The sequence below is a fragment of the Paenibacillus tuaregi genome (assembly GCF_900086655.1).
Taxonomy (GTDB): domain Bacteria; phylum Bacillota; class Bacilli; order Paenibacillales; family Paenibacillaceae; genus Fontibacillus; species Fontibacillus tuaregi.
The window spans coordinates 4,506,785-4,521,537 of sequence record NZ_LT575476.1; the positions used below are offsets into that span (position 1 = coordinate 4,506,785).

The 14,753-nt window shown below is 50.9% G+C and carries 11 protein-coding genes; 2 read left to right on the forward strand and 9 right to left on the reverse strand.

Annotated elements, in window-relative coordinates:
• Positions 1-69: 69 nt before the first annotated feature.
• Positions 70-1,029 carry a COX15/CtaA family protein gene (locus tag BN6628_RS20135; RefSeq protein WP_068620120.1) on the reverse strand — a complete coding sequence of 320 codons (960 nt, stop codon included), beginning with the start codon at positions 1,027-1,029 and terminating at the stop codon, positions 70-72.
• Between the two features lie 164 nt (positions 1,030-1,193).
• Complete coding sequence (locus tag BN6628_RS20140; protein WP_068620121.1) at positions 1,194-1,556, reverse strand: thioredoxin family protein; 363 nt, start codon at positions 1,554-1,556, stop codon at positions 1,194-1,196.
• A 155-nt stretch (positions 1,557-1,711) separates the two neighbouring features.
• On the opposite strand from BN6628_RS20140, the gene BN6628_RS20145 reads away from it, so the two are divergent.
• The gene (locus tag BN6628_RS20145; RefSeq protein WP_068620122.1) at positions 1,712-3,106 is read left to right on the forward strand and encodes a DUF2515 family protein; all 1,395 of its coding nucleotides are present in this window, start codon (positions 1,712-1,714) and stop codon (positions 3,104-3,106) included.
• 62 nt (positions 3,107-3,168) lie between these two features.
• Here the strand turns inward: BN6628_RS20145 and BN6628_RS20150 are convergent, their stop codons facing one another.
• The 7 genes from BN6628_RS20150 to BN6628_RS20180 form a co-directional block, all read right to left on the reverse strand.
• Positions 3,169-4,797, reverse strand: coding sequence for a putative polysaccharide biosynthesis protein (locus BN6628_RS20150; protein WP_068620123.1), 1,629 nt, complete (start codon positions 4,795-4,797; stop codon positions 3,169-3,171).
• Between the two features lie 34 nt (positions 4,798-4,831).
• On the reverse strand, positions 4,832-5,317 hold the full coding sequence (locus BN6628_RS20155; RefSeq protein WP_068620124.1) for a DUF456 domain-containing protein: 486 nt from the start codon (positions 5,315-5,317) through the stop codon (positions 4,832-4,834).
• Positions 5,318-5,324: 7 nt separating this feature from the next.
• Positions 5,325-6,083, reverse strand: coding sequence for a Cof-type HAD-IIB family hydrolase (locus BN6628_RS20160; RefSeq protein ID WP_068622490.1), 759 nt, complete (start codon positions 6,081-6,083; stop codon positions 5,325-5,327).
• Positions 6,084-6,543: 460 nt separating this feature from the next.
• Positions 6,544-8,592, reverse strand: a complete 2,049-nt coding sequence (locus BN6628_RS20165; RefSeq protein ID WP_068620125.1) for a peptidoglycan D,D-transpeptidase FtsI family protein — start codon at positions 8,590-8,592, stop codon at positions 6,544-6,546.
• A gap of 176 nt (positions 8,593-8,768) precedes the next feature.
• On the reverse strand, positions 8,769-10,838 hold the full coding sequence (locus BN6628_RS20170) for a peptidoglycan D,D-transpeptidase FtsI family protein (RefSeq protein ID WP_068620126.1): 2,070 nt from the start codon (positions 10,836-10,838) through the stop codon (positions 8,769-8,771).
• 94 nt (positions 10,839-10,932) lie between these two features.
• Positions 10,933-12,018 (reverse strand): transglutaminase domain-containing protein, encoded by a 1,086-nt coding sequence (locus BN6628_RS20175; RefSeq protein ID WP_082927141.1) that lies wholly within the window; start codon positions 12,016-12,018, stop codon positions 10,933-10,935.
• A gap of 111 nt (positions 12,019-12,129) precedes the next feature.
• Positions 12,130-12,570 carry a hypothetical protein gene (locus BN6628_RS20180; RefSeq protein ID WP_068620128.1) on the reverse strand — a complete coding sequence of 147 codons (441 nt, stop codon included), beginning with the start codon at positions 12,568-12,570 and terminating at the stop codon, positions 12,130-12,132.
• A gap of 442 nt (positions 12,571-13,012) precedes the next feature.
• Here BN6628_RS20180 and BN6628_RS20185 point away from each other — a divergent pair, with 442 nt between their 5' ends.
• Positions 13,013-14,188 carry an MFS transporter gene (locus BN6628_RS20185; protein ID WP_068620129.1) on the forward strand — a complete coding sequence of 392 codons (1,176 nt, stop codon included), beginning with the start codon at positions 13,013-13,015 and terminating at the stop codon, positions 14,186-14,188.
• The last annotated feature ends 565 nt before the right edge of the window (positions 14,189-14,753 follow it).

Here is a 14,753-nt window from a genome sequence, read left to right on the forward strand (position 1 = left end):
ATACCTCCTAGTGATCTGACTCATCTTAAATTCTTACTCCTATGTAAAACTCCGCATTGCTGCGGAGCTTTAGTTCAACCTCGTATTCAGTTGGCCCTGCTTAACCTCCGCCCGACTGAGCTGCCAGGTTCTCACACTCATATAGCTCAGCACACCGAACATGCAAGCCAGGACGAAGATATGCGACAAGGAGGCAAAAATATACATGTTGGAATTGGCCAGGTTCATAACCAGAAAAGCACCTGTGAAAATTTGAACGATAACAAGCACAGTTGCCGCTACTCCAAGCGACCGGATTTCCTTGTTCCCCTGATGTTTTCTGTAAGCAAAATGTCCGAGCACCGCAATCACGAAGAATAAAGTTATAGCTCCGATCCGGTGAATGAATGCAATGCCCACGCCGCCGGTAAGTTCAGGAATAACCTGTCCGTTACAGAGCGGCCAGCCGCTGCATCCTCCTGCAGAACTCGTATGGCTGACATAGGCTCCCAGGTAGACCACGATATAAGTGTAGAACGTGGCAAACCATACCAGATTCCGGAATCTCCGAGAAACTGGTCCGGTGGGAAGCTTCGGCATGTTGGCTTCTTCACGTTCCTGCTCTCTCATACCAAGAGCAAGCATCAATGAGCTTGCGAAGGCAATCAGCGAGAACCCGAAGTGCAGTGCCATCACAGCCGAGGATTGCGAGAACACTACCGCGAGAGCCCCCATAATCGCCTGTACCACAACAAAAATAAGGGCAAGCGTGGCGTACGCTTTAAGGTCGCGCCGTTCCTTCCGGTAGATCATAAAAGCAATAAACGCCGCCAGCGCGAGCATGCCTGCGGCCCCGCTCACTGCGCGATGGGACCATTCTATGAGTGAAGACAGCGTATGGGCGGGAACGAACTTCCCGTTACAGAGCGGCCATTCCCGGCCGCAGCCAAGCCCTGCATCCAGCTTCGTTACTGCGGTCCCGCCCAGCGTGGCCATCAGCATAACAAAGCTGGAAGCATAACTCAGCCATTTCAGTTGTTTGGTATTCACTTTTTCCTCACCTGCTATATCCATTGGATTTACACAAATTAAGCTGCTCTTTCATTATAACCGATGAGGATATACATATCATAAGTCACATGTGACAAAATGATCAAATCATGAAATAACGCCACCCAAAAGGATGGCGCTTGTGACTTTTGGTATTGCGTACCCTATTCCTTATGCTCCGCCGTATCGTGCAGAGTCCGGTACACATCCAAGGCACGGTTTAGGAAATCTTCAATTTCCTCCCGGGATTTACGGGCTTTGTTGACGAACCGGACAAGCTCGCGTCCGTCCGTATAAGCAACGAAGCTTGGAATGCCAAGGATGTTCTGTTCCTGACTGACATCCCCTACCTTATCCACATCCACCTGAAGGAACGTGATGCGGTCCCCGTATTTCTCCTCAACCTCAGGCATAAATGGGTCAATGAATTTGCAATCTACGCACCAGTCTGCTTTGAAGACGGCAACAACCAAATTGCTGGACTGCGTTTCTACAGTAAACGCACCTGCGGATGTCACTTCTTTCATGAGCTTCAGTCCTTTCTATCGTTATCTCTCTTAGTCAATCAAAACGAAGAGTGGAAGTCAAACTTTTAGGCCATAATGTGACTAAATTCTTCTTACGTTATAATCACCTGCCAAGGTACATATTGACTCACTTTATCCGAAAGAGAGGGATCAACATGAGCCAGCCCTTTCACCAGGGTGACTCCAAGTCGCCCGGGCTTGCCGCAGTACTTAAAGAAATGCTTTTATCGCTTCCTTCCATGGTGAGTGAGGTGGTAAAGAGCAAAACCGCAGGCATCGCTGCCTCTTCACGCCTAAGGGAAGAGAAAATTCACCTGGACTGGAATGAGGCGTCTGCAAGGACCGTATACACAGAGGTGGAAGACCTCCTTAAGCGGAGCAGTCAGGGGCGGAGACCTGACGAGCCGCTGGGATTGATTGCCGATGCCAAGGACGGCCTAACCCCCGAAGACCAGCGCGTTATTGAGGAAATCGAGGAATCGGTGCGGATGAACAATATCAGCAACATCACCCGGACAGAGGCCTACCTGAAATGCTACCAGGCTTACCCTGAACTGCAATGGTCTTTCCTGGCCCATATGGTCTCGCGCAATGCAGGCTGGAACATGAGTGATCTGCGCGGCGGCCAAATGTATCCGCTGCTGAATGAGACCGGCAAGGAAGTGACCTACCGCTTTTTGGAAAGATGCAACGCGTTAATCTTCCAGGATGCCTACCCTCAGCTGATGCTCTATATGAAAAGCCGGGAGATCGGGTCAAGCCTGTTCTATCTGCTCCCTCACTTCCATGTCTCCCGGTTTATGCGGCCTTTCTGGGACCGCTTCTGGCTGGAGCGCGGCAGTGCCCTGCTGGCTGTAGGTCTGATTATCAACGAGCAAAATTACATTGAGAAACGGGTCGTCCGGAACCCCTACTTTCAGAACCGGGTCACGGAGAAAGCGAATTTCCACCTGCACAATTGGGCAGGACTCAATCAGATTATCTTTCCCCTGCTGAATCTGGATTCTGTATCTACGGCAGATGGCACTCCAAAGCAGCAGGAAAAACAGACTTTGGATGCCTCATCCTGTCCCGGAGGGCATATTCCGCGGCTGGCTGGACGGATTCTCGGCGACTTCTCCAGTCTCAGCACGCGCATTACCTTCGGCAAAAACCTGTACGCGCTGCTCTTCGGCCTCGCTTCCCTGAGGAAAGGAGCCGAAGCCTTCGCCTCGCTTGTTCCGCACACCGGATCAAGGGCCGACTATTGGCCAGCCTTGTTCACCACAGACAAGGACCAAGCCTTGGGCCCAGGCCTTGAAGGGATGGAACTTCTTGAGCAGACCAGCCTGCCGGAAGGCAGACGCCTGTATGCGCCCAAGCTGCTTGACGCCTGGGGCGACACTTCATACGAGCCCATCTCCAGAGAGGATTGGCTGCAGGATCACAGCGCCCTGGACGGGCTGAGCAAGCCTCAGCAGCCCTATCTGTGCGATATCAGCTTCGAGCACCGGCTTGGTATTATCAAAACCGCCTTTGCCCATGATACGGCAAGTGGAACCGATCATTGAACAAGGGAGACACCGAAGTGTCTCCCTTGAAATTCAACGTATAAAGCTGTGCAGCACCAAATTTATGCGGAGCCAGCGGACCCGCGTTGGAGCCGCATAAGCGGGCGCAGTATTTTCTGGAGCACTCTCGGATAACTGCCCAGCTCGTCTTTGCGGACCACCCGCATGACTACCAGCATAACCGGATACAGAATGAGTACAGAAATACCTACCAGGCAGCAGGCGAAGAAGAAGCCCACTCTTGGCGGCAGGACAGCCGTTGTAAGGTCGCCCAGATAATTAAGGCCATATCCTGCTCCGAACAAAACAATTACGGTAAGCAGGAAGCCTGTCCACCGTCCGCTCATAATATGGAATGGCACAATCGCCTTCATCGAACGCAGATTAAGCAGTGTGATCACAAGGAAGCACAGACCCGTGCCGATGATAATCCCATAGATTCCAAAGAAAGGGGCTAGCGCGAAGCTGGCAATCAGCTTCACCACGATCCCAACAAGAACATGTCCCATGGACAAATTCACCTTGCCAAGCCCGATCAGAATTGAACTAGACGTTGACATCGTAATCTGAAAGATGGTTCCAAGGGTAAGCAGCCCGATAATTCCGCTTCCCTCCAGGCTGCTGAACAGAAGCCCATTCACGGAATAAGCTGCCGCACACAGAATGATGACAATCGGCATACCCGTCAATATCGATACCCGCATAGCGAGTGTAATCTGGCGTTCCAGGTGCGGACGGTCCCCTCTGGCAAACGCCGCCGCGATGACAGGCAGAAGCGATGCGCTCAGTGCGATGGACAGAATTGGCGGAATTCCCGCGATACTCTGTGCCCGGCTGCCCAGAATACCCAGTGTGTTCGTGGCCGACAGGTTACCCATCTGGTGAATCAGGAGCGGCTTGACAAGGGTTCCGTCAATGAAGTTGACCGCTGGTACAGCCAAGGAAGCGAGCACAATAGGAATAGACAGCTTGAAGATGTCACCGTAAATGCGCATCAGCGGGAGCTGCTCGGACCCGGTTGACAGGTCCTCAAGCTGCTGTCTCCGGTCTTCTTTCCGCAGCTTACTGGAAAACCACATCAAGATGCCGAATGCTGCAACACTTCCAAGCACGCCGCCGAAGGAAGCACCCGCAGCTACCCATTCATCCTTATAATTCGCATGCAGCAGGAAGAATGCCAGCCCGATTCCGGTAATAACCCGCAGCACCTGCTCCATAATCTGAGAGATGCCGTTAGCGGCCATATATCCTCTACCCTGGAAATACCCCCGCATCATCGCAATAGTCGGGAACAGCAGCAGCGCCGGCGCAATCGCCCGGATGGCAGGCACGGCCTCAGGCTGCTTCGTTAAGGTGGCGTAGACTGGTGCCAGCGTATAGAGCAGCACTGTCATGACGAGACCGATAAACACAGCAAAGATTAGCGCCGCCTTGTAGACCCGCTGTGCTTCCCCAGGGCGCTTTAAGGCATAGCGCTCGGAGACCATTTTGCTCAGTGTGCTGGGAATTCCAGCGGTGGCCACGGTAAGCAGCATCAGATATACGTTGTTCGCCACCGTGTAGGACGCATTGCCGACAGCCCCAAAGATGTGCTCAAGCGGGACACGCTGCACAAGCCCTAACACACGGGCTACCAGAGCCGCTGCGGCGAGGATCAGCGTTCCCTTAATAAAAGATTCTTTCTTAGACAAACCGATTTCCCTTCTTTCTCGGACCTATTCCTGGTTAGAAGCTGATAATCCAGATGAAGAATACAATAATCATCACGATTTCAAGCAGGATTTTGACGACCATACTGCTGAACAAGCCAACGACCGAACCAAACCCGACTTTCAGCGATTTTTGAAAAGATGACCCTGAAATCAATTCCCCTGCTACCGCCCCGACGAAGGGGCCGATAATGAGTCCAAACGCCGGAATAACGAAGGGACCGATAATTGCCCCGATCGTACTAAGCCATACGGACGCCTTGCTGCCTCCGAAGCGTTTAACTCCCCAAGCTCCCACCGCATAGTCCGCAGCCAACAGAACGATCACGATCAGCGTCTGCAGGGTCCAGAAACCCCATCCAAAATGCTCGAATGTAAAAAACCACCCGTACACGAAGAAAGCCGCATAGACCGCGATAACCCCAGGAAGAACGGGGATGACCGCTCCCGCAAGTCCCACGAGGAACAGTCCAATAATTAGAATCCAGCCCAGAATATCCACTAGAGTATCACTCCTCCGGTAAAATAAACTTCTGGATCACCTCGGCTATCCCGTCATCATTATTGGACGCCGTCACATAATCCGCGTTCTCCTGTACAGCGAGCTGCGCATTGCCCATAGCAACGCCAAGTCCAGCCGCCTGAATAGCCGCAAGGTCGTTCAGGCTGTCGCCAACGGCAATAACCTGGGACATGTCCAGCCCAAGAAGCTCACAGACAATCTTGATGCCTGTCGCTTTGTTGACTCCCTCAGGGTTAATCTCAAAGTTATACGGGGATGAATTGGTGATTTCAAGACCTCCCATATCCTGCAGCCTCATCAGAATTTGATGACGGAGATCGTCGTCCTCAGTATGATATCCGAACTTAATCCAATGGTTCACATCCACCAGAGCAGGGTCCCAGTTCTTCTCATTGTATGACCCTTCCACCGAATAAGCCCAGAACCATACACCAAGTTCAGCAGCAATTCCGTGCATCTGTTTGACTAGCTCTTTGTCCAGCAGTTCCCTGCGGTACAGCTCATGAGGCGTCTTCCATACTTCACTTCCATTGACTGTAATCATCGGTGTGTTCAGGCCAAGCTGATCTCCGAACGGCACCGCTTCATTGAACGAACGCCCGGTGGATAAGCAGACATGAACCCCGGCCGCAGCCGCTTTGCCGATCCATTCTGCTGTCTTTGGTGATATCTCATGATTATCGTTAAGTAAGGTCCCATCCATATCGAGTGCAAGCAGTCGGTATTTCATCCGTTCATCCTCCATCTTCTGATACAATATAGGTTATCTATTTATCTCTAAACAACATCTTAGTCATTCTACCACAGGAGCCGCAGACCAACAAAGCGATTCCCCGCACAATGAGAAACCGGTCCCCGCCATATCAGGCCGAAGACCGGTTCAAGGAATTTCACCACCTGCCCTATTCATTATCCTGTAATCATAATGAGCGCCAGCACACCAAGTGTAATTCTTGCCCGCTGCAGGGGGCTTTTCTTGATCTTGACTTCCATGGATGCCAACTCCTTTAAGTTCTTGATGGGGATCAGGACACGGACGGACTCTGGAACAATCCCCTCGAGATTTTCCTCTATAAAACAATGTTTCCTTAATGCAATTTTATTCAATAATCAAAAATAAGGCAAGGGGTTTTCCCCCTATGCCTTAGATTTGGGCGCCATCGTCAAACCTCTGCACCAAGTGCTGCAAATGATATACATCTGTTTTACCGAGTGGTGTCCTTAGAAACATTGGAATTATCAGCATTCTGGCTCATCTGTCCCTTCGGAACTCCGTCCAAGCCATATACGGAATCATATGCGTCAAAAATCTTCCGGGCGACCGGCGCCGCGCTTTGTGCTCCGAAGCCGGCTTCAGGAATCATTACCGCAATAGCAAGTTTGGGCTTATTGCGGGGAGCGAAAGCGATGAACACCCCGTTATCCACATTTTCTCTTCCCGCCCATTGGGTGGATGTCCCTGTTTTACGGGCGAAATCATACTTAAATCCCTCGAACGAACTCACCTTGGTCGCCATCCCTTTATGAATTACGTTCCAATGTGCCTCACTAAATTCGGCCTTCCCAAGTACTTTGGGTTCGAACTTCTTAATCACCTTGCCAGAGCTGTCCCTGATCGTATCCACAATATGAGGCTCCATCCGGCGACCCTTCGAGGCAAGCATGGCCGTGTACTGGGCGAGCTGCATCGTTGTATATTTCCCCTCCTGCCCAAAGGCGGCCCGGGCCATCTTCGATTGGGTGGTCTCTTTCTTGTTCGTGTAATAATCCCGCCCACCCTCGTATTCGTTGGGGAGATCTACCCCTGTCGGGATACCGAGTCCAAACCGCTTCATGTATTTGTCCCAAAGCTCGATCGAATCCTTACCTTTGCTGCTGTACATCTTAAGCCCGACCATATCAATCATGAAGGCGTTAGAGGATTCCTTAATTGCCTCCTGTGGGGAAATGGCACCAAGCACATGCCCTGAGGAATTTTTAATCCGGGTATTGTCTTTCCCAAATTCGGCATACCCTTTGTCATAATATGTTGAGTACGGACCAAAATATCCTTCGTTTAAACCGATCAGCACGGTAAGCGGTTTAATCGTTGACCCCAGGTACACAACAGATTCAAGACGATTTTTGGCCTCGCTGGGGCGGAAGGAGCGGATTGTGCCATTTTGATAAATGTATTTGATTTTATCGAAATCGTCATGGGTGATCCCGCCTGTCCGCCACACATTCGGATCGTAGTCCGGCATGCTCGCCATAGCCACCACCTTGCCTGTATCCACCTCCATCGCCACTGCATAACCGGCTCGGGCATTCGGATGAGTTCTTCCATTCACGAGGTGGGAATGAAGCCAGGTCAGCTGCTCAGATATCGCTTTCTGGGCGGCAATCTGAATATCCTTATGAATATTGAGGTACAGATCATTCCCCCTCTCAGGCGGGGTTATTCCCTCCAGACCCTTGGCCATATTTTTAGGGTCTACGGAGACGCTTCTGAAGCCGTTCTTCCCCCTGAGCACATCTTGATACTGGAGCTCCAATCCATCGTACCCTACGTCTTCAAGCTCTGTATATTGAAGCGCCGGATCATCGTTCTTCTTCTCCCTGATCTTCTTATATACTTTAAGACTCGTCGAAGCTCCCTTAAATTTCTTAATATATCCTACAGTCTGAACCGCAACGCCGTTGACCCCGCTTTTGCTATCGTTGTAATAGTTGCGGACACTCTCTTCCACAATATAAAGCCCCGGATATTTAGATTTATTCTCTATGAAATAAGCAACTTCATCTTTACTTAGTCCTGCTTTTATTCTTCGGGGTTCGAATCCTCCGCTGCGCATGGACAGGATATCCATCGCATAAATGATGTCCTTAAGCTCCTGCTGCTCCTGCGTGGGATCACCAAGCTCTTTGAATTTAGCCATAAGCTCTTCCCCAAGCTTAATTGCCTTCGGAAGAAATTTATACTCAGCGTTTAAAGTTATGTACAATGACTGCACCGGGGTCGAATAAGCCAGCTTCTCATGGGAAGCATCATAGATCGTTCCCCTAATAGGAGGAAGCGGCACATTTTTGACATTCGGGTCCTCTGTTCCGGGAACAAGCTTAGGGCCCTCTACGAACTGAAGCACGGCAAGACGCAGGATGATGACGGTAAAAATGATAAACGATCCGAAGAAAAATAAGTTTAGGCGGAGATGGGATTGCCTTTTCTTGGTGACCTCCTCTTCTATACTGCTGCGGTCCTCACTGAACTTCATACCCGCTTCCAACTCCTTCCTCTCTCGATAACCAGTTCCATCGTATCATAGCTATGCGCCAATATTGGTTACAATTGGATAACTAAATACGCAGGTCCTAGGAAAGTGCATCAAAAAAAGCTGCCCTTAGAATGTAATTCCAAAGACAGCTTCGTTTAGACAATTCCTGTATTTAATTATCGATTCCCGGCCCCGTTGGTCTGACCGCTCTTCCCGTCCTGATTGCCGGACTGGTTCTGAAGCGTCTTCTTCGGAATGCCGTCAAGACCATATTCCATATCATAAGCATCGAATATCTTCCGGGCTATAGGAGCCGCACTCTGAGCACCGAATCCCCCTTCAGGAATGACAACCGCTACAGCCAGCTTCGGCTTATTGCGCGGCGCAAAGGCGATGAACACCCCGTTATCCACGTTCTTGTGACCAACCAACTGAGTGGATGTCCCTGTCTTACGGGCAAAATCATAAGGGAAATTGTCAAAGGAGCTTACATCCGTAGCCATCCCCTTAATGATTTCGTTCCAGTATGAACTCTTGAAATTCTCCTCATTCAATACCTTAGGTGTGAACTTCTTAATAATGTTCCCCTTGGAGTCTTTAATCATGCTGACGATGTGGGGCTCCATACGTTTCCCCCGGGTTGCCAGCATGGTCGTGTACTGTGCCAGCTGGAGGGTTGTGTATTTCCCCTGTTGGCCGAAGGAGGCATAGGCCAACCGTGACAAGGCCGTTTCCTTCTTATTCGTGTACTCCCGGAAACCAAGATATTCATTAGGCAGATCTACTCCCGTAGAGACCCCAAGCCCAAACTTCTTCATGTATTCATCCCAAAGCCCGATGCCCTTCTCTCCATACTTCTTGTAAAGCCTCTCCCCGACCATATCAACCATGAAAGTATTCGAGGAGTGCCGGATTGCATCAGCCGGGCTGTTCAGATAACCATACACGTGCCCTTGGGAGTTGCGGACCTTGGAGGAGTCATTCTTACCAAAGGTAGCATACCCCTTATCATAATAAGGCGTGCTTGTTGTAAACAATCCATCATTCAAGCCAATCAGCACAGAGAGCGGCTTGATCGTGGACCCGAGTAGAACCACGGATTCCGGGTGCTGGCCCTTCTGGCCCGAACCGAAGGATCTGATGGTGCCGTTCTGGTACACGTTTTTGATTTTATCGTAGTTATCGCCGGAGATCCCCCCGGTACGCCATACATTTGGATCATAGTCCGGCATGCTTGCCATGGCCACAACATTGCCTGTATCCACTTCCATCGCAACGGCAAAACCGGTTCTGGCATTCATGTGATACTGGCCGCTCACCGGGTGGGTATGAAGCCAGGACAACTGGTCCATGATGGCTTTTTGGGTCGCCGTTTGGATCTTGCTGTCAATGTTCAGATAGACATCATGGCCCTTCTCTGGTGGAGTAATCTCGGTAACCCCACTGGCCATGTTGCGCGGGTCGACGGACACACTCTTGAAGCCATTCCGGCCGCGCAGCTCATCCTGGTACTGGTACTCAATCCCGTCAAAGCCTACATCCTCTGTATCGGTATACTGCAGAGCTGGATCATCCGCCTGTCCGACCTTCTTCTTGTAGAAGTCCAGCACAGTCGAAGCTCCTTTAAACTTCTTGATGTAACCTACCGTTTGAACCGCAATACCGTTTATGCCGTTACTTGGGTCCGTATAGTAGTTACGGATACTTTCCTCAACGACATCAATCCCAGGATATTCGCTCTTGTGTTCCATGAAATAAGCAACTTCCTTGTTGGACAATCCCACCTTCAGACGACGCGGGGCGAATCCGCCGCTAAGCTTGGACTTCAGATCCATCGCTTCCACCACGTCTTTCACGGTCAGCTTCTCACCGTTCGAATCACCGAGCTCATTGAACTTGGCAACCAGCTTAGTGGCTAGAGCCTGGGCATTCGCCTCGTTCTTTCCTGTATACTCCTTGGTAAGTGTCATATACAGCGATTGAACCGGCGTGGAATAAGCTAACTTCACATTCTGCCGGTCATATATCGTACCCCGGGTTGGTGGCAGCGGAATATCCTTAACAGCCAGATTGCCACCCTGCTTAACCAGCTTGGGACCTTCCACAAATTGAAGTATAGCCAGACGCACAATAATCACGGTAAATATAGCAAATGCGGTGAAAAAAAACAGATTAAGACGAATATTAAAATGACGCTGCTGCGCGGCCTGTTTCTCCCGCGGGTCATCCTCGTAATTCTTTTTCATTGGTTTTCCCCTGTAGCCTCCCTGATGCTTAATAGTTCTTCCCGTATTTTATCACAGGGTAATCGGACTAGGCGAATTTCTCTCAAGCCAGATCCTATATGGCTTTATCCGCAATATGTGTCTCGTTAAAAGCCTTCGGGTTGAACCAGTCCCCGCTTTGAGCCCAGGTCGGATCAAGCGGCACCCATTTCCCTTTTTCACTCAGGTAAACCTCGTTCCAGGCATGGGGACCGTATCCACCCTGACCGTTATAACCAAGTCCGGTAATTACCTTCACCTTCAGGCCCTGTGAACGGGCCATGACTGCGTACAGACGGGCATAATCAATACATACCCCTCGTCTGGTTTCAAACGTCATAGCAGGTGTCTGTTCATGCCAGATCTGCTTCTCTTCGTAATCCTTGACTTTGTCATAGTCATAGCTGATTCGCGTGCCTACCCAATCATACAGCTTACGCGCCTTCTCCTCGTCCGTGGTGGCCCCCTTCACAACAACTGCTGCCGCATCCACAATGTTATCGGGAACCTGGGCGTCAAGCACCTCATATCTGCGCTGCATGATCCCATTCAGCTCTTCCTCCACACTTCGGGTGAAGACGGGAAGCTTCTCCTTGATCAGATTGCCCGATAAAGGCTCAATAATAGACTGGGCCCCCTCGCGATACACAGGTGAAGCTTCAACATAACGGCTGAAGCCGCTGTTCGGATACAGGGTAACAACGATAAACAGCACAGCGATAACGACGATACAGCGGGCCGCACCGATGACCGCACCGATGCCTGCGCCAGCCAAACGGCTGAGCAGGGACGCAGGCCGGTCACTCCCACCACCAAAGCGGTGGATAAGGGATGCTCCGCCAAATACAAGTGCGGCAAGCAGACCGAGTACGGACCGGACCACCCAATACCCGATAATAAAAACAACTGCGAACCGCATGAGCGGAAACTCACGGATTGCAGTAATCAGTGTGTAATATATTTGCTCCCACTTGTTTAAATCTCTGGACGGCAGGTCAATACTGGTCAGCCACTTCTGCACAATGGGCGACAGCCACATCGCCAAAGGCACGGATAGGGCAATCCCCGCCAAGGAGAGGACACCTCCGCTGATCAGGGAGAATAGGCGGCCTGCCGACCTCGATCCCCCTCTGATCAAGCCCTGCAGGACAGAGACCGCCATGATCAAAATTAATAACAGATTGATAAAATTATAATTTTGCACATTTTGAACCCAATCTGGCACGTCAAATAGCCCCTCTCTTTGATCGTCTGGACTCAAAATGATCGTAATTTATTTCGAGTTCCTCTTAGCTTCCTGTATAAAAGCATTCAAAGCATCGCTCCGGCTCCATTCGCCCAGCGAGACGTCCCGGAAGGTGACTTTCACCTTATCACTGTCCGCACTCCCGCTAACCTCAAGATTCGGCGACTTGATCACAAAGGTGCCATCCGCTTTTCTAGTGAACTTTGCTTCCTTGGCTTCACTTGTCATCATCTTAATAGCTTCGCTCTTGACTGCATCTGTTGTCTGGGTGGTCAGCGTGGATGCCACCTGTCCAAGGTCCTTCAAGGACATTCCGCTATAAATCACCACGAATGCCACAATGACAAGAATGAGCCCCCATTTGACTACAGTCTTAACCAGGTTGGCAATCAGCAGCAGCACAACCAAAGCAATTACAAGCACAAGCCAGTTTTGTTTAAAAAACTCAATCCAAACTTGAACGTCCATCCTTCTTTATACACTCCTAATTATCATTTGTTGGTGGAGCACGACGGGCAAAGCGCCAAGTTGCCTTTTACATTATACATGATGGCCACACCTGGTGTCAGCCTAACCCCTCTTGGGGACTGTATCCAGCCCTTTTATCCAAATAAAATTTAAAAAACAGCATAAGTTCGTCCCTCAAAACGTACAAGTAGAGCATATGGTTCGCCGACTGGCTGAAGCAGACCGGCAACGCCCAAGCTCAGCTCAGGCTTTCGAAGCGGGTTTTGCATAACGGAGCACATGCTTTTGAAACTTGCTTTGCAAAACTAAGCCTACGCTTTCGAAGTGAGTTTTGCTTCGCAAAACTTTAAGCTCATGCTTTCGAAGTGAGTTTGCTTCGCAAAACTTTAAGCTCATGCTTTCGAAGCGAGTTTTGCTTCGCAAAACTTTAAGGAGGGACGGTATGAAGATCGCATTTTGGCTGTATTTTTTTATGTTCATCGCTTTTTTTGACCTGCACGCCCAGTATCCGATCCTGACGCCGTTCGCCCTGTCGCTCGGGGCCGCCCCCACCTTTATCGGCTGGATGATGGGCATTTACTCCATCACTCATCTGCCTGGAAATTTGCTTGCCGGCAGGGGCGTGGATAAACACGGCAGCCGCCGATATCTCATATTCAGCCTGATTTCGGCCGGGATCGTCCTCCTACTGCAAGCTCATGTCACCGCCCCTTGGCAGCTTCTGATGCTTAGATCAATGAGCGGCTTCGTGCTGGCCTTCTTGGCCCCCGCCTGCCTTGCTCTCCTTGCATCGCTGTCCCAAGACCCGATCAAGCAGGGTAAGCTGATGGCCGGGCACGGGGTCATGCATACCCTTGCTTCCGTGGTCTCCCCGGCTGCCGGGGCATTCCTCGTCGCTCAGGCCGGATTCGCTTCCACCTTCCAATCCCTCGGCTGGCTGCTTATCGGAACCGGCATCATTGCGGTCTTCCTGGTCAAGGGAAACCAGGGAAGCACCCCGGCAGTTTCGAGACATCTGACCAAGGGCTATGACGAAATCCAAACCACCGGGTTCCGTGTGATTCCCCTAAGGTTCTACCTGCTACCCCTGGCTGTAGCCTGCTCCCAAGGCATCCTGTTCTTCGAGCTTCCGCTGCAGGCAGGGGGCATCTCGGGCATTCTCAATACCGGACTCTACTTCTCACTGCTCAGCCTGGGAGCTCTGGTCACCTTGTGTATGCTCTTCCTGCACAGGTACTCCCCTTACGTACGGGCTACCACTGGCGTGCTGGGCATGGCGCTGGCGTTCTACTCCATGGCCGCGAACTGGAATATTCCGCTGGCCGTATCGCTGGTCTTTCTCGGCATGGCAAAGGGAGTGCTATTCCCGGCCATGGCCTCTTTGTTCATCGAGCTGAGCGGCGGTAAAAGACTGGGCACCGTATTCTCCCTGCAATCCATTGCGATGTCGCTGGGCGCTTTTCTCGGTCCGGTGCTGGCGGGCCAGATCCGCCACACCCTCTCGCCCTACTTCCTGGCTTTCCCCCTGCTGATGCTTCTGCTTGTAACAGTTCCGCCAATGCGCAAGAGGGCCAAAGCTGAACGTACCGCCGGACAGACTCCTCCCGCGGTGGGTTAATCTGCGGTTTAATCCATGGTTCGTTATAGGCTGCCGCACAAGACACATTAGCCCTGCCTGCATAATCTGCTTATGTAATCACCATTACTTGAAGGCAGGTGAATATCATGAGTCACGTCGATCATTGCGGTCCTGGACCTGTCGGACCTGGATATGGATTCTGGACATCCACAGGCACTATCCTTGTTCTGTACATTCTTCTTGTAATCATCCTCCGCACACCTTTCTTCNTAACAGTTCCGCCAATGCGCAAGAGGTCCAAAGCTGAACGTACCGCCGGACAGACTCCTCCCGCGGTGGTTTAATCTGCGGTTTAATCCATGGTTCGTTATAGGCTGCCGCACAAGACACATTAGCCCTGCCTGCATAATCTGCTTATGTAATCACCATTACTTGAAGGCAGGTGAATATCATGAGTCACGTCGATCATTGCGGTCCTGGACCTGTCGGACCTGGATATGGATTCTGGACATCCACAGGCACTATCCTTGTTCTGTACATTCTTCTTGTAATCATCCTCCGCACACCTTTCTTCTAAGAACATCATACATGTATGGGTATACAC

Coding starts and splice junctions, on each gene's coding strand:
- BN6628_RS20165 (WP_068620125.1), bottom strand. CDS start 8,592: ATGAAGTTCAGTGAGGACCGCAGCAGTATAGAAGAGGAGGTCACCAAG.
- BN6628_RS20180 (WP_068620128.1), bottom strand. CDS start 12,570: ATGGACGTTCAAGTTTGGATTGAGTTTTTTAAACAAAACTGGCTTGTG.
- BN6628_RS20175 (WP_082927141.1), bottom strand. CDS start 12,018: ATGGCGGTCTCTGTCCTGCAGGGCTTGATCAGAGGGGGATCGAGGTCG.
- BN6628_RS20160 (WP_068622490.1), bottom strand. CDS start 6,083: ATGGAGGATGAACGGATGAAATACCGACTGCTTGCACTCGATATGGAT.
- BN6628_RS20170 (WP_068620126.1), bottom strand. CDS start 10,838: ATGAAAAAGAATTACGAGGATGACCCGCGGGAGAAACAGGCCGCGCAG.
- BN6628_RS20145 (WP_068620122.1), top strand. CDS start 1,712: ATGAGCCAGCCCTTTCACCAGGGTGACTCCAAGTCGCCCGGGCTTGCC.
- BN6628_RS20140 (WP_068620121.1), bottom strand. CDS start 1,556: ATGAAAGAAGTGACATCCGCAGGTGCGTTTACTGTAGAAACGCAGTCC.
- BN6628_RS20185 (WP_068620129.1), top strand. CDS start 13,013: ATGAAGATCGCATTTTGGCTGTATTTTTTTATGTTCATCGCTTTTTTT.